Origin of the sequence: Corynebacterium sp. NML130628 (genome assembly GCF_001875665.1) — a bacterium.
In the GTDB taxonomy this organism is placed as follows: domain Bacteria; phylum Actinomycetota; class Actinomycetes; order Mycobacteriales; family Mycobacteriaceae; genus Corynebacterium.
This window is the reverse complement of record NZ_MLAL01000040.1, coordinates 1-14,879: the sequence shown is the minus strand read 5'-3', so window position 1 is coordinate 14,879 and position 14,879 is coordinate 1. Positions and strand designations below refer to the sequence as shown.

The 14,879-nt window shown below is 60.0% G+C and carries 17 protein-coding genes and 1 rRNA gene; 7 read left to right on the top strand and 11 right to left on the bottom strand.

The genetic code is table 11. The features are described 5' to 3' along the window. Positions 1-198: 198 nt before the first annotated feature. Positions 199-684: a helix-turn-helix domain-containing protein gene (locus tag BJP07_RS11260; RefSeq protein WP_177222554.1), complete on the bottom strand. Its 486-nt coding sequence runs from the start codon at positions 682-684 to the stop codon at positions 199-201. A 214-nt stretch (positions 685-898) separates the two neighbouring features. Here BJP07_RS11260 and BJP07_RS09510 point away from each other — a divergent pair, with 214 nt between their 5' ends. Further along, positions 899-2,749, top strand: coding sequence for an LGFP repeat-containing protein (locus BJP07_RS09510; protein ID WP_071567234.1), 1,851 nt, complete (start codon positions 899-901; stop codon positions 2,747-2,749). A 104-nt stretch (positions 2,750-2,853) separates the two neighbouring features. Then, the gene (locus BJP07_RS09505; protein ID WP_071567233.1) at positions 2,854-3,648 is read left to right on the top strand and encodes a pentapeptide repeat-containing protein; all 795 of its coding nucleotides are present in this window, start codon (positions 2,854-2,856) and stop codon (positions 3,646-3,648) included. A 244-nt stretch (positions 3,649-3,892) separates the two neighbouring features. Here BJP07_RS09505 and BJP07_RS09495 read toward each other — a convergent pair whose 3' ends face one another. Then, on the bottom strand, positions 3,893-5,389 hold the full coding sequence (locus BJP07_RS09495; protein WP_369822353.1) for a TM0106 family RecB-like putative nuclease: 1,497 nt from the start codon (positions 5,387-5,389) through the stop codon (positions 3,893-3,895). A gap of 86 nt (positions 5,390-5,475) precedes the next feature. Between BJP07_RS09495 and BJP07_RS09490 the strand changes: the two genes are divergently transcribed. Together BJP07_RS09490 and BJP07_RS09485 are read left to right on the top strand one after the other, a co-directional pair. Beyond that, positions 5,476-6,105: a DUF6474 family protein gene (locus BJP07_RS09490; protein ID WP_071567230.1), complete on the top strand. Its 630-nt coding sequence runs from the start codon at positions 5,476-5,478 to the stop codon at positions 6,103-6,105. A gap of 93 nt (positions 6,106-6,198) precedes the next feature. Next, positions 6,199-6,519, top strand: coding sequence for an Lsr2 family protein (locus BJP07_RS09485; RefSeq protein ID WP_071567229.1), 321 nt, complete (start codon positions 6,199-6,201; stop codon positions 6,517-6,519). Here the strand turns inward: BJP07_RS09485 and BJP07_RS09480 are convergent. Continuing rightward, positions 6,516-7,154, bottom strand: a complete 639-nt coding sequence (locus BJP07_RS09480) for a response regulator transcription factor (RefSeq protein ID WP_071567228.1) — start codon at positions 7,152-7,154, stop codon at positions 6,516-6,518. The two genes, BJP07_RS09485 and BJP07_RS09480, sit on opposite strands and share 4 nt — an antisense overlap. Continuing rightward, entirely contained in the window at positions 7,151-8,413 is a 1,263-nt protein-coding gene (locus BJP07_RS09475; RefSeq protein ID WP_071567227.1) for a sensor histidine kinase, read from the bottom strand. The genes BJP07_RS09480 and BJP07_RS09475 overlap by 4 nt, the downstream gene beginning before the upstream one ends. Here BJP07_RS09475 and BJP07_RS09470 point away from each other — a divergent pair. Further along, the gene (locus tag BJP07_RS09470) at positions 8,412-8,972 is read left to right on the top strand and encodes a DUF2020 domain-containing protein (RefSeq protein ID WP_071567226.1); all 561 of its coding nucleotides are present in this window, start codon (positions 8,412-8,414) and stop codon (positions 8,970-8,972) included. The two genes, BJP07_RS09475 and BJP07_RS09470, sit on opposite strands and share 2 nt — an antisense overlap. Before the next feature lie 15 nt (positions 8,973-8,987). On the opposite strand, the gene BJP07_RS11255 is transcribed toward BJP07_RS09470, so the two are convergent. After that, positions 8,988-9,140, bottom strand: coding sequence for a hypothetical protein (locus tag BJP07_RS11255; RefSeq protein WP_168156155.1), 153 nt, complete (start codon positions 9,138-9,140; stop codon positions 8,988-8,990). 3 nt (positions 9,141-9,143) lie between these two features. Further along, entirely contained in the window at positions 9,144-9,935 is a 792-nt protein-coding gene (locus BJP07_RS09465) for a class E sortase (protein ID WP_071567225.1), read from the bottom strand. 49 nt (positions 9,936-9,984) lie between these two features. Here BJP07_RS09465 and yidC point away from each other — a divergent pair, with 49 nt between their 5' ends. Continuing rightward, the gene (gene yidC, locus BJP07_RS09460; protein ID WP_255365973.1) at positions 9,985-11,058 is read left to right on the top strand and encodes a membrane protein insertase YidC; all 1,074 of its coding nucleotides are present in this window, start codon (positions 9,985-9,987) and stop codon (positions 11,056-11,058) included. On the opposite strand, the gene BJP07_RS09455 is transcribed toward yidC, so the two are convergent. The 4 genes from BJP07_RS09455 to BJP07_RS11250 all read right to left on the bottom strand — a co-directional run bounded on the left by BJP07_RS09455 (position 11,021) and on the right by BJP07_RS11250 (position 13,323). Beyond that, the gene (locus BJP07_RS09455) at positions 11,021-11,653 is read right to left on the bottom strand and encodes a TetR/AcrR family transcriptional regulator (protein WP_071567223.1); all 633 of its coding nucleotides are present in this window, start codon (positions 11,651-11,653) and stop codon (positions 11,021-11,023) included. The two genes, yidC and BJP07_RS09455, sit on opposite strands and share 38 nt — an antisense overlap. A 141-nt stretch (positions 11,654-11,794) precedes the next feature. Further along, entirely contained in the window at positions 11,795-12,064 is a 270-nt protein-coding gene (locus tag BJP07_RS09450) for a GlsB/YeaQ/YmgE family stress response membrane protein (RefSeq protein WP_071567222.1), read from the bottom strand. A 142-nt stretch (positions 12,065-12,206) separates the two neighbouring features. Beyond that, positions 12,207-13,100 (bottom strand): universal stress protein, encoded by an 894-nt coding sequence (locus tag BJP07_RS09445; protein ID WP_071567221.1) that lies wholly within the window; start codon positions 13,098-13,100, stop codon positions 12,207-12,209. A 76-nt stretch (positions 13,101-13,176) separates the two neighbouring features. Next, complete coding sequence (locus BJP07_RS11250) at positions 13,177-13,323, bottom strand: hypothetical protein (protein ID WP_177221703.1); 147 nt, start codon at positions 13,321-13,323, stop codon at positions 13,177-13,179. A 22-nt stretch (positions 13,324-13,345) separates the two neighbouring features. On the opposite strand from BJP07_RS11250, the gene BJP07_RS09440 reads away from it, so the two are divergent. Further along, positions 13,346-14,323 carry a pseudouridine synthase gene (locus BJP07_RS09440; RefSeq protein WP_071567220.1) on the top strand — a complete coding sequence of 326 codons (978 nt, stop codon included), beginning with the start codon at positions 13,346-13,348 and terminating at the stop codon, positions 14,321-14,323. Between the two features lie 450 nt (positions 14,324-14,773). Here BJP07_RS09440 and rrf read toward each other — a convergent pair. Continuing rightward, positions 14,774-14,879: ribosomal RNA gene (gene rrf / locus BJP07_RS09435) — 5S ribosomal RNA — on the bottom strand; the annotation flags it as partial.

Genomic DNA, 14,879 nt, shown 5'->3' with positions numbered 1-14,879 from the left:
AAGGAACAGCCGCGTCCCTGCGAGCCCAAGGTTTCGAGGCTATTACGCAGGAATTCAGTCTGGTTCTACCCGAGCATTTCATCACCATCGATCCAGGATTAAACCTATGCCACTCGGACAGGAACCACTGAACACGTGGAGAGTTCTTGGTAGAGGCAGCCTTGCCTGGGTGATTTAAAGCGTGTGGAAGTGAGCCGGTCAGGATTCTCCCGCCTCGCCCCTAAAATACTTATACAGTGTGATTCGCCCAATCCCGAGCCGACGGGCGAACTCCGCCTTGGACACACCATCCGCAGCCCGCTGTCGGGCTTGAACGACCTGAGCGTCGGTGAGTACCTTCGTGCGGCCCTTGTAGACGTCGCGCGCCTTGGCGCGAGCTATCCCCTCGGCCTGGCGCTCCTTGGTAGTGGAGCGCTTAAACTCTGTAACACTACCGATAAGCGCAGCATCAAGGTGGGCATCGGGTCGGCCTTTGTGGTTTAGGTCTATACCTCGTCCGGCTGGGGACGGTGCTGTGTCGAGCCGCTGATCTTCTCTTTCTATATCTCCGCATGGTTGATCTAGTTGGCGGTCCAGGTTTTGCCCCGACGAACTCACGCGGGCCTCACCGACCTTCTGCCCCGCAACGACGTCCTGATGTTCGTCAAGCTCTAGAGGCAGTGATAGTTCTGTTCCGCTAAACAAGATCTCCCCCTACTGAACAAGGAAAAGTTGAAATTCAGAACCGTACACTTAGGGTTTACCCGAGCGGTCGCGATTGCGGTCATGATACGAGTGCACGCCGAGCCATTAAAGGAACTGAGTCACCCCAGTCATAGAGAACGGTAGGGTGAGGCCACTTCTGACGGTTTCTCAAGAAAACGCCATGTGATAACCCGTTTAAGATAAAATACCTTTAATGGTAAAAAATACATATCTACTTCACGCCGCATCAACACAAAAGAGGATTGGTGGAATCCTTTTTGCGGCGGCGACGATATGGGCGACTTCTTTCGCTCCTCCCGTGATCGCCCAAACGAGTGAAGCTTCCCCCTCCAGTTATGAGGATTATGTTTCCGATAGAGACGATCCCCCGATTGAAGAGATGCTTCTTGAGTATGAGAAGGAGCACCCTGAGGCAAAGATTGAGCACGCACGCCAGACCAATAATTCAGGTGAAAATGCCCAGGGCACGACAGACACTACCCCCATGCGAAAAGATGTGATCCCAGACTCTGACGAGCGGATGGCGCTACAAGGGGTGCAAAGCGTGGCTTTCACGCGGCCGGGGTGCGAGGCTATGTGGCCTTCAGGTTTGCAAGTGTGTGGGGCGATATTAGGGGTATATAAGGAACTCGGAGGGCAACTCTCCTGGTTAGGGCCACCGAAAACAAACGAATTTACCAACCCGGATGGGGTAGGAAAAAGGACGGAATTCGTGGGGGGATCCATTTATTGGCATCCCAACGTGGGGGCACATGCAGTCACTTTGGACGGAATGCGTCAATGGGGGACGCTTAATTGGGAAGCCGGACCGCTTGGATACCCCATCTCAGGACCAACCGATACCAACTTTCCCTTGACCCAAAAACAATCGTTTCAAGGAGGTGACAACTATTACAACCCCCTGACAGGAGGCGCCGTGTGGGGGGACATTAAACGCCGGTATGACGAAATGGGCGGTTCGCAACACCCCATCGGTATTCCCATCAATAATGAAACTGTTAATGGAGATCGGTACAGATATAACAATTTTCCTAATGGGACTATCAGCTGGAGAAACGATAGGCAGACCAGATTTATGTATCTAGCCACACAAAGAGTTTGGGCAGCCTTGGGGAGGGAGACTGGGAGCCTTGGATATCCAGAAAAGGATGAGGTAGCCGAATCCCCTGGCGTTTTTCACCTAGTCCCATTCGAAAACCGCGGTGTGATTCTTTGGTCAGCTGCTTATGGCGCCAGGGAACTGACAGGGCAGCTTTATAACTATTGGCATTCCGTTTATCAGACAGCAGATGATTTGGGGATTCCCATTCCCAGCACCCTCAGCGCTGCCGAATCCAGCAGCCAACAATTTACTAATGCAGTGGCATTTGGCTCTGGGGAGAACATCGGGATTATACGTAGAACCGATGCAGCATCTTTAAGGAAGGATGAAAGTTTCTCTGTGCGTTCCGGAATGGATATTCGCCAGGTGCAAGAAAGAGCTATCGCTTTCGCCAATACAGCGGAAAATAGCGGCGCGATCGTAGGGGGATCCGCAGGAAAAATATTAAGAAAGTTGGAGTGGCCTGTACCGAACGAGGGGGTCCGATTTGTGGTTCGTAAAGGCTTCTACGAAAGGTACGCAAACGGAAATGACAAGGGATGGGGCTACGAGAAGCTCACTAGGAAGCATAATATGTACAACCGCGATATCCTATATGAGTTAATTAGGCAGTCGAGGCAGAGTACTGTGGGGGGCACAGCGGAGGGAAACTATAAGTATGCCGGGTGGGTTTACTTTCTAGACTGCCGTGGCTACACATTTGCAAAGAAGCAGGGATGCCGCAATGCAGAAAATCCCATTTATCTGACGACGATTTTCCGCCCAACCGCAATGAATAACTACATGAATCATCCTGCCAAAGACCCAAGTATACGGAATGATTCATACCCGGTGGGAGTAGTTACAGCTTGGTGCTCCTCCGATCCCGGGGGTGAGCGTGTGGAGTCAACGGGTTCTCGCTGCCCTAACTATGTCAACCTCTACAACCAACTGCGCCTCTAACTATCAGGATAATGCTATTTTATACAAGTCGACAGCTTGATGAGCGGTTCTTCCATTCTTGCCAAGGGCTCAAATCAAGGTCATCACTCGTACGTCTAGCGTCAGTGTTTGATTTGCTTCATATCGCTGATGAATGGGCAGCGCTGGACCCCGGCTCTGTTGCGGGTCGGTTACAGGAGATCGTTGATGTTTTGATCACTTTCATTCGCTCAGGCGATCCTCAACAACAGGGCCAGGATCCGACTTTGCGCGCCCGCATCGCCGCTTTCGAGGGTCTTTCCGCAAGATTGAGCGCCCCGTTGCAGGGCGAACAGGCTGGCATACCCACACCTGCGAGTTGGGATGAGTTTTCCCCCAATTACAGCTGGGCATCGCTGGCTCCCGGGTCGGGGGTGCGAAATGCGCAAGTTCGGGTGAATTTCTCGGATATCAACCTGAGGGGTGTGAGGGTGCGCGGCGCCCGACTATCGGGGTTGATGTGGCAGGGTGCGTGCCTGAATTACGCCGAATTCAACAACTGCGTGTTGGACGAGGGAAATTTCAAAGGTGCGTACCTCGATTCGACGACGTTCAGTGGGAGTCTGAAATGGTGCACTTTTTCCCATGCACACGTCAACGCATTGATCGTTCAACAAGCCGATATACGTGGTTCGGACTTCACGATGTGTGACTTGAGCATGTCCCTTTTCGAGGATTCAAAATTAGAGGAGTGCGATTTTCGGGGCGCTATTCTTGTCGCAGCGAATTTAAACGGGTGTAGTTGCGACGCGAACACTTTTGATGGAGCAACGATTGACGAGCGGACGGTGTTCCCCGATGGGTCCAGTCTGCAGGAAGTGGGCAAAGCGGAAATTTGCGAGCGGTGGCCCGGCATCATAATTAAGGAGGGTGTCTTTTAACGACGCTCCGACCCTTGGACCGACCTGGTCACGGCACGATCGATGTAGTAGATACTCAGCTCGATTTCTGCGTTGGTTGCCGCAGAGGTGCGAATAATCGACTCGACCCCGAATTCCTCCCGGTTGTCGTCGATAAACTTGGCGACTACTTGTGTGGGCGGTAGAGCTCGGCCGCGAACCCGGGGATACCCCCTCACAGCGTTACGTCGCGGGAACAACCGGCCGCTCCCGGCCAGCGATTCGCCTACACCTCGCCAAAGTCGGGCACGCCCGGCGCGTCGGCGTCGAGAAATTCGCGGACGGCGCGGGTGGCGCGGCAGTCATCTTCGTTGTATTGCAGCAGGGTACGCTTCGCGTCTTCGTCGCCGCGGATGGCTGCGAAGCGGCGGTCGATGGAGGCTTCGCCGTCCATGTCGTCGTCCTCCCAGTGGAAGCCAACGATCGGTCCAAGCACTTTCAGCCCCAGCCCGTCGGTGCCCACAAGGTGCCTGCGTACCGAGGCGAACACGTCAACCCACTCTTCGGAGGCGATGAACTCCTGCACTTCCTTGGCGTCGATGCTGGCGAAGCGCTGCGCTGACATGCGCAGCCAGTGGTTTTCGCCTGCGGCAGCGTAGCAGTAGGCTGCGAAGGTTTTGCCTTCCGCGTGGGCTTGGGCGCGCCGGTCGAGGAGCCAGCGCCAGAACGCTGCGAAGTTGGCTTCCTCGGCGTCGCCGCCGACCTCCTCCCACGTCACGAACGGACGGTAGCGTTCGCCGTCGAAGGTGCCCCACAGGTAGGCGCCTTGGTCCAGGTAGGACTCCATGTCGATGTCGATCTCGACATCGGCGCGCCGAATGCTGATCGTTCCCGGCCGCCTGAGCAGGGGGATCCCGGCGCGCCAGGCTTCGGCGATGCGGGAGGGTTCGCCGAGCTGGGCGTCGATAAGCTGTTGGACAGTGGTGATGCCTTGGGCGCGGAAGCGGTCGCCTTTGCCGCCGGGCAGCACGAGCGAAATGTCGTCGCGCGCCTCGAGCTCAGGCAGGCACAGTGGCCAGAACCTGCAGGTGGCGCACTGTTTGTAGCGAATGGGGTGTTCGGGCGTGGGCTCGGCAAGTGCGAGCAGCAGCGGCGCCACATACTTTTCGACGTCCACTCCGTACGCCAGCGACCGATCCTGCCCAATGACGCCACCGCGACCCGCGGAGCGCTCCCCGAGCAGCACGTGCGCCATGGCCAGCCGGTAGCCGTCGATCGTGTGGTGGCGGTACTTGCCGGCCACCCGCAGCGGCGAGCCCAGCCCGAGGCGCCCGACCGGCACGGCCCACAGCGTCGACGTCGGGTGCGTCCGTGCGACCCTGTGGTTCGAGATGATGACGGGCACGTAGCCGCCGGCGGTGCGCACCAGGATGTCGACGTCCACCTCGACCGCCACACCGGCGATCTCCCCCTGGAGCGTGACCCGCGTGATCAGGTTGGTACCACGTCGCATCAGGTCGAAGACGCCCTCGGTGGTGAATTCGGCGAGGTCAGCGGCGTCGACGCGGGTGAAGAGGCGGCGCCGGCCGTCGCCAAGCGCTGGCTTGGTAGGCAGCTGGGCGAGCACCGCCTCCTGCGCTGCGATGCGCTGCGGCAGGTGCGCATCAACTTCCTCGCGAGACGGGTAGTCCGGGAACTGGCACCTCCGGCGGAAGCGGAAGCGACATCCCACAAGATCCGACGGCCGCATCCGCGTGCCATCCTGCTGCTTCGACGTACTCACAATGGGCAATACTCTACTAGGCGCCGTGTAGAAACAGGTAAGGTTGATGTCCTAGTGAATGCAACAGCGTAAAGGAGTTAACTCGCATGGGACTGTTCAAATCCATCCGGAAAGCACGCACGAAGGCCAAGGCTGAGATTAAGGCCGCGCAGGCGCACGCCCGCAAGCTTGCCAAGGAGGAGGCGAAGCAGGATTACCGCACCGCCAAGCTGCTGGATAAGGCAGAGAAGCGCCTGCTGAAGGCAGAGAAGCAGGGCCTGAAGCAGAAGCGTAAGCACGAGGAGAAGCTGGCGAAGGCGCACCTGCAGCGCATTGAGGAATCTGGCATCACGAAGAAGAAGGCGAAGCAGTTCCTCGGCGCGGCCCGCCTGCTGTTGCCGGTGCTGTTGCCGCTGTTTTACAAGGGGTGGACGTCCTACCAGCAGAAGCAGGTACAGCAGCGCGCGCAGAGCGTCGGCCTGTCTTCCCAGGAAGTCTCCCGGTTTTCTGAGCGCGGCGGCCAGCTGAAGTCGCGCGTCGACGCGCTCGAGGGACAGGTCAAGACCGCCGAGCTGCCGAAGGGCTTCGCCACCGACGCGAAGGTGCGCCTCGCGGAGCTGCAGACCGCGGTGGAAAACGCGGAGCATATGAACCCGATGCAGCAGCGCCTGGCACACAACTCGATTGAGGAAGACCTGCAGAAACTGTCCGCTGAAGTACAAAAGAAACTCAAATAGTATTATCGGCCAAACTATTTGCTACACTTCCTTCGAACGCGGACACTACTCCCAAGTATCGTTCTTGGGAGTACCGGAGAAAGGAAAGCTTTCATGGCGCGGCAAAACATCACCCAGTTCTTCGACGACCTGGACCACACACCACTGCACGAGTCGGATGTTCGCGTGATCCGATTCGGCCTACAGGGCAAAAACTACGTGCTTGATCTCAAGCCAGAGAACGCGGAGCGCTTCCTGGCAACGCTCAAGCCGTACGTCGAAGCCGCCAGAGAGGTTTGCGACGCCAACGAGCCAGCGTTCGACCCCGCCGAGATCCGCCGTTGGGCACAGAATGAGGGCCTACCCATCGCCAACCGCGGCAAGATCCCCCTCAGCATCGTGGAAGCGTTCCACGACGCCCACCCCTACTACTAGAGCACGCCCTGCTCGCGTGCCGACGCCACCGCCGAAGTACGGGAGCGCACACCCAGCTTGTCGTAAATGTGCACAAGGTGGGACTTTACGGTCGCCTCGGAGAGCATCAGCTCCGCACCAATTTCTTTATTCGACGCTCCCGCCGCCACCAGCTGCAGCACCTCCAGCTCACGCGGTGTGAGCGAGGAACGCGGGGTACGGCTGCGCGTCTCCAGGCGCTCGCGCACCAACGGGGACATCGTGGCGTCGCCACGCGCGGTGGAGCGCACCGCGGCGACGAGCTCCTCCGGTGGGGCGTCTTTCAACAGGTAGCCTACGGCGCCTGCCTCGATCGCGCCGAGGATGTCGGCGTCGGTGTCGTAGTTGGTCACCATCAGCACCTTCGGCGGGTTGGCCATCGAGGCGATGATCTGCGCCGTCGCCTGCGCCCCCGTGGTCACGCGTGTGCCTTCCACGCCTGCGCCGAAACGCAGGTCCATCAAAATGACGTCGATGCCGCCGGCTTGCGCCATCGCGATCGCACCCTCAGCTGTTGCAACTTCGCCGACAACCATAATGTCCTCGGCCTCCTCAAGCACAGCCCGAAGGCCCAGCCGGACGATCTCATGGTCATCTGCCAGCAACACACGAATCATGAAGTTTTCCTCTCAACGTGGTCGGTCTTTTGTTTGATTCTAGTCGGTACCGCAACGGAAAGTGCTGTCGGCCCGCCGGGTTGGGACTCAATCGCCAGCTCACCGCCCAATTCCGCGGCCCGCGAACGCATGGCATCCAACCCTAAATGGCCTAAGCCGGATGGTTTTTGGGCTTGGCTCGCAACGTCGAAACCTTTACCGTTGTCCACCACGTCGAGACGCACCTCGTCATCCCCAAACGTCAGTGTAATGCGCATCCGGCTCGCCTCGGAGTGCTTCACCGCGTTCGACACCGCGCCCTGCGCAATACGCAGCAGGCCCGCCTCGAGTCGCATCGGCAGCTGCCGTGGCTCACCGTCGACCTCCACCTCGATGTCCATGTCGCCCGTCGTACCGAAGTCCGCCGCGATGCGCCGCAGCGCCTCCTCCAGCGACGTCGTACTCAGCGGCGCAGGCGTCAGCGCCGCAATGATCGCACGGGTCTCCGCCAAGTTTCTCGACGCCGCCCTCCGCGCCGTCTCCATCCTCTTCATCGGCACCGCCAGCTCCTCCTCCGACAGGTCCGTGGCCAACAGGTCACGCTCCGCGGCGTGCAGCAACATTTGGATGGAGGAGAGGTTCTGCGCCACCGTGTCGTGAATCTCGTGCGCGAGCCGCTCCCGCTCCTGCGCCACACCTGCTGCACGCTCAGTGCTCGCCAGCTGCTCGCGCGTCTCCAGCAGTTCGCTAATGAGCTCGGCACGCTCGTCGCTCACCTTCGTAATCGTGGTGAAGGCATAGTTGATCGCCAGGACCACCACCGCCGACAGCGCCGGCCCTAACACGCTGCCCAGCGTGATTTGGTCCGGCAGTTGCACCAGCACCGTGATCACAAGCCCAGCGGCAACGCCAGCAATACCGCGCCAGTCGTTAAACGCCCGCATGTACACGAAGAACAGGATGAACACCCAGTACATCGCCACCACGGAGATCGTCGTGTCCAGCATCCACACGCCGGTCAAGCCCACGAGCCACAGCACACGGCCCGGCGTGGCCCAGTAGTGCATATCGGTCATCCCGTAAAACAGGAGGAAGGAAAACGTCGTCACCAAGGTGATGTGCAGCAGCGCCTCATCCAACGACATCCGTGCCAGCGCCGCCAGCGACACCAACACCAGCGACACCGACAGCACCGTAATACCGATATCCAAGGAGCGGTTCATCGGCACCTCGGTGGTCTCTGCCGGGCCCGGCGACAACACAGCTAATCTGGAACCCATGCGTTTGAGAGTACCCACCCTTGCAGCAGTCACGGTATTGAGCGTCCTCGCCGGGTGCGCCGCCCCCGAGCCCGACCACGCGCCTGCGGGCGAAGGGGACGTCGAGAAGCAGGGGGCTGCCCTGCCGCTCGACGCCCTGCCTGCCACCGACCGCAACGCGTGGCAGCCCTGCCCATACCTCGACACCGACTGGGTCGCCGACGCCAACGGGCAGCGCGTCACCGGCGTAGGTATCGACGCCCGCTTCGACCCCCCAGCCTGCCAGTTCTGGTCCTACCCGCCCGAACCACAACTCACCGTGATCGTGCGTCACATGGACAGCCCCGAAGACGCCATGGCCGTCGTCGACTGGGCCACCCCCATCGACTACACCGAGCCCGCCAACCAGCCCGCCGGGTGGAACGGCGGACGCCACGGCGGTGGGGCCGTCCCGAACCGGATCGGGGCCGCCTACTCCGTCGCCAAAGGCAACACGGCCGTGACCGTGTTCACCAACCAAGACGAGTCCATCAAGGCGCAAACCGTCGCCGAGGAGACCATCAAGAACCTGCAGCTCTAAAGGCTCTTGATGGCGTTATACAGCGACGTCGTTGTAGGGCATCTGCGCCGACACCCACGGAAACACCACTTCCATCAGCAGGAAGAACACGGCTACCGCGATCACGATCGCGAGCAGCCACTTCACCGGCGTAGGGCCCGGCAGCATCCGCCAAAGTGCTCCATACATTGTCTATTTCACCTCCGACATCGCCTGCGGCAGCGTCTGATCGCCCGGCGTTTTCGCCAGCACCTCAGTCTGCACGGCGTGAATGATCATGCGCTCCGCGTTCGAGAACTGCGGGTGGCACGTGGTCAGCGTGATCATGCCCAACATGTCGGGCCGCACCTCAATCGAGGGCTGCTCCGGGATCGGGTTGATCACGTTCACGTCTCCCGGCAGCGTAATGTGCCTACCCACCACGTTGCGGTACTCGCCCGTCGCGATCGGCTCGTTGATCTCGGCTGGCACGCAGCCCGCCGCCACGTCCCGGCGTTCCTGCGGGTCCAGGCCCATCGGCAGCACCCGGTACGTCACCCAGGAGTCCTGCGTCTCCACCACGATGGCGTCACAGCTGTTCAGCGCCCCAAGGTCGTTGAACGGCGCCCCCTTGCCCACGCGGTGTCCCGCCACCGCGAAGTTGCCGGGCTCGCCCGGCATCTGCGTGTCCGGGTAGCGCCCCGGCCCCACAAGAAGCTCGGTCTCGTCGGTGCCCTCGATGATGGCGAATTGGTAGTCCGATCCGAACGCGGGGATGTACATACGCGCAAACGCGTCCCCAAGCTGGGGCGTGCGCAGCTGGCGCGGGTTCTTCCACTGCTCCGACAGCGTGTCCTGCGCTTCGTTTTGCATCTTGCCGGACGCGATATTGGTCCAATAGGACTCGTAAAACGCGAACAGCAACAACAACGCCCCGAGAGTCAGCAGCACCTCGCCGAAGACCTGGGAGGCGCGTACCTTGCGTCTGGGTTGTTGGTAAACCATGGCCTAACATTAGCGAATGATGGAAATCCTCGTCTATCCCGTATCCGCCGTGCTGCAGTTCTGGCACTGGCTACTTGCCGACGTCCTCGGCGCCCCCGTTTCCGGCGCCTGGATCGCGTCCATCATCCTGCTCGTCATCACCGTGCGAGGCGCCATCGCCCCCTTCACCTGGAAAACGTACAAGGTGGGCCGCACCAGCTACATGATGCGCCCGCACATGAAAGCCATCGCGGACCGCTACGGCAGCTCCACCGCCCTCGAAGACATCGAGGCGGAGCGCGAAGCCATCAAGAAGCTGCGCAGCGAGCACGGCTACAACCCACTCGCCGGCTGCGTGCCCGCCATGATCCAGCTGCCGTTCTTCTTCGGTCTGTACCGCCTGCTGTACTGGCTCGCCGTGCCCGGCGTTGGCGACAGCCACCGCATCGGCCTGCTCACCCCAGCGCAAATCGAGAGCTTTCGCAGCACCACACTTTTCGACGTCCCCCTCCCCGCCTACGTCTCCATGACACCCGAGCAGTTTGCCTCCCTCGGCACCACGGTCGACGCCGTCCGCGGCCTCGCCATCCCGATGCTCGTCGCAGCCATCTGCTTCACCAGCATCAACCTGCTGCTCTCCCAGATCCGCAACCGCACCACACTCGAGTGGGAAAACGCGTTCACCCGCGGCAGCTACCGGTTCCTGTACTTGATGATTCCCTTCATCGCGCTGTCCCTGACCACGGCGGGCATGCTCGGCCTCGTACCGATCGCCCTACTGCTGTACTGGGTAGTCAACAACTTCTGGACCGCCTCACAGACCGTTCTGCTCTGGACCCTCCTGGTGAAGCGGTTCCCCTCCGAGGAGATCCACCGCAACCATGTGCGTGAGGCGCGCGAAGCGTACGTCGAAAAGAAACGGAAAAAGCGGGAGCGCAAACGGACCTGGCGCCGCAAGAAGGTCGGCGCACTCGTGCGGCCGGCAACCATCCTGGCGGTGCGGCGCGACATCCGCGCAGAAAAAACCGCCCTTGCCCAGGCCAAGCGCGAGGAAAAACGCACCAAAAAGGCCATCGAGAAAGAGCGGTCGAAAGTGCAGCGGGAAGCTAAATTGAATAGTCGGCAGGAGGAGTCCCAAGCGTAGCTTTCGCCAGCGCACGGGCGGTTTCCAGCGGCGCAACATCACGCGCGAAACGAGCACCCGCCAGGCCACCGTCAAGGAAGATCAGCAACTCGTTCGTCTGCGACGCCGAGTTATAGCCGTTCTTCACGCTGAGCAGGTGCGTAATCGTGTCGTACATCCACTGGCGGTGCTCCTTGCACGCCGCGACGATGCGCTCCTCAGACTCGGTGTCGGGGCGCGGGTACTCGTTCGCGGCATTGAGGAACGGCGAGCCGCGGAACTCACGGTCCGGCTCCTCCTCAATCGCCATATCGAAGAACGTCAGCACCTTCCCGTCCGCGTCGTAGACGTGCTCGGTGCGCTCCGCCCAACGCTTCCGGTACTCCTCATCCAGCCGCTCAATATACGCGATGACCAGGTTATCCTTCGACCCAAGCAACGAGTACAGCGACGCCTTCGCGACGTCCGCCTCCCTCAAAATGCGGTCAATACCGATGACGCGGATGCCCTCTTCCTGGAAGAGTTTCGTGGCGGCGTCCAACAGCCGCTGCCGGGGGCTGGGACGATTCCGCCTCCTGGAAGCGCTCTTTGACTTGCTGGTTGTTCCGCTGCTCACGCGACTGCTCCTCCAATATTCCTAATAGACAAACCAGTACGTTCACCTTACTCGCGTCCCACGATTTCTGAAAAGAAAAATACCGGCCGGGGGTGTGCCCCTCCGGCCGGCGAATTCATTGAGCGCAGTGCGCGCTAGTGGTTATTGGCGTTGCTTGCCTTTCACAAAGTTGACGATGGTCAGCAGGATCACCGCACCAAGGATGCAGGTGAAGAAGCTAAACCAGAGTCCGCCACCATTGACGTCCACTCCGAACTTCGCCAGCAACCAACCACCAATCAGGCCGCCAACAATACCAACAACGATATTCAGGCCGATGCCCATATCGGCGTCCTTGCCCTTAATCTTCGAGGCGATCCAGCCTGCAAGTCCACCAATAATAATCCAGCCGAAAAAGCCAAGTCCCAGCATGTATACGTTCCCTTCTATAATGATCGTTTAATGTCTACTGACCATGGTGCCTCTCATTCGGGCATAATGCCACTACGATTCGGGCACCAACCGGTAACGATCCGGGAACGATGCAGCTGGGACCTGGTTTCTTCCGGGGAGATTAGTCGTTCGGACGCACCACCATCATCGGGCACGGTGCCGACTGCAGCAACGCACGGGAAGTGGAACCGAGCAGCATCCCCTTGAAACCGCCACGACCATGGGAACCGGTGACCAGGAGCTGTGCACCCTCAGCGGCCTCGGTAAGCGCGCGAACTGGCCGGTCACGCGTAATAACCTTGCGGATCTGCACCTCCGGGAACTTCGCGGCGGACTCCTCCAGGTACCCGTTGAGGATCTCGTCCTTCTCGTCCTGCACGGCCTTCCAGTGCTCATCCGTCACCGAGAAGCCAGCGCCCGGGCCCTGCACCTGCGTATCGATCCACGTGTGCACCGCAACCAACTCCGCACCGCGAGCGTGCGCCTCCTCAAACGCGACCTCCGTCGCGTGGCGGGACACCTCAGAGCCGTCGACGCCGACGACTACTGGGCCGTACTTGTTCTCATCAGTCACGTTGTTGTCCTCGCGGACCACAACAACCGGGCAGCTTGCGTGGGAAACAACCGCGCCCGACACAGAGCCCAGCACCATGCCGGAAAGCCCACCCAGACCGCGCGAACCCATCACAATCATGGTTGCGGTCCGCGACATCTCCAGCAGCATGTCGATCGGAGAACCCTCCGCGACAACGTGCCCAACCTTGATGTCCGGGGCGACCTCAAGCGCGATGTCTCGCGCCTCGTCGACCTTCTGGATGGTTTCCTTCTGCAGATCATCGAACAGTTCCTTTGGCGGAACCATCCCTTCCGCGTAAAGGAACTGTGGCATCGTGTAGCTCGCGGCCAGCTGCAATGCAATTCCGCGCTTTGCCGCGGTGTTCGCCGCCCAGCGGACCGCGTTATGGGAAGCTGGGCTTCCGTCTACAGCAACAACGACCATTTCTTCATTCGACATGTGTTTCGCCCTTTCTCAAGAAGGTAGGCAGTATCTACCCCCATTGTAGACAAAACCCACATCGATATCGTGGCCCTTATTTGGGAATTTCGACCGGCTTTGCACCCTCAGCGTTTGCGGGGAAGAAAGTCTCGTACAGCGCACGCATCACGTCCGCGATGACCTTCCCAATGCCCTCGTTGAAAAACGCCAGTACCGGTTCCAACATCGCTCCAATATCCATAGCGACTAATCTAGCAAAGGATATGAGTAGAAAACGAAGGAAGTCGTCCCCGCCACTGCCACCGCGCGACGGCCTCGGCGCGTCACGAGTCCGCGTTCCAGACGCCCCGATCGCCGCCGGCGATTTCCTCACCGAAGTCGTCATGGGGCAGCGCCACCGCCACCCAGACGACGACGCCACCGCCGTCCTCCAACGCTTCACCGACGGCGAAGTCGTCCTCCGCGACGGCACCCTGCTTACGCCTTCTGGCATCCTGCAGCCCGGCACGGACGTCTTCTTTTATCGACGCCCCGCCCCCGAAACTCCCGTCCCGTTCACACACACCGTCGTCTTCGAGGACAACAATGTCCTGATCGTCAACAAACCACCCTTTTTAGCGACGATGCCCCGCGCCGCCCACATCACCGAGACCCTCACCGTCCGCCTCCGCCGTGAGACCGGCAACGAAGAGCTCACACCAGCCCACCGGCTGGACCGCATGACGAGCGGCTTGCTATTGCTGACGAAGCGTCGGGAAGTCCGCGGAGCGTACCAGGACATGTTCGCCCGCCGAGAAGTGCGGCGCCTCTATTCCGCGACCGCTCCTTACGACCCGGCCCTACTCCCGGGCACATGGCGGCATCACATTGTGAAAGAGCACGGCGAACTCGCTTCCAGATTTGTCCGCGGGGCGGAACCCAACTCGGAAACCGTATTTCTCGGAGCCTCCCGCTTGCCCGCCGCCGAAGAGCGCGCCCTTCAACAACGCTACGGCGTGACAAAACCCATCGGGCGATATCTTCTAGAACCAATCACCGGACGAACGCACCAACTGCGCGTCCAAATGCTCGACGCGGGCGTCCCTATCATCGGCGACACCATCTACCCCGTACCTCACCCGTTCGGCGAGGACGACTTCAACAAACCAATGCTCCTCGAATGCATCTCAGTCGCCTTCACGGACCCCTTATCCGGCAAAGACGTCCACTTCACTACGGACCCATCAATTTCCTGGCCGTAATCTCTATTGGTGCACCAGTAATGCGTCCCAATGGCAGCAGCGGGGAAAGCTGTGCACCACATTCCAATGTCGCACGCAGGAGACCAGGCATAACACAGCGAGGTGTAACACGAAACCTGGAATCTGGTGCACACCCCCACCACCACAACGATCCTGTGCACCACATTCCTACACCACGCACAGGTGACCAGGCACAACACACCGCGGTGTACCACGAACCCTAAGAATCTGGTGCACACCCCCACCACCACAACATTTACTGCACCACATTCCGGGTCTTCGGGACTACGTCGTGGCATTTGCCCAGTACACGCCTCCTGCGCACAGGAATCTGGTACGCACATCCCCGGCACGTGGGGCACCCCACCCCCACACACAAAGCACAAAAAGGTGGTGGACGTAAACACCCACCAAAAAGCGGGTATCACATCCACCACCATGAAATTATAAGGCCGGCAGTAACCTACTCTCCCACACCCTCCCAGGTGCAGTACCATCAGCGCGGGCGGGCTTAGCTAAACCGGGTTCGGAAAGGGACCGGGCGTTTCCCCGCCGC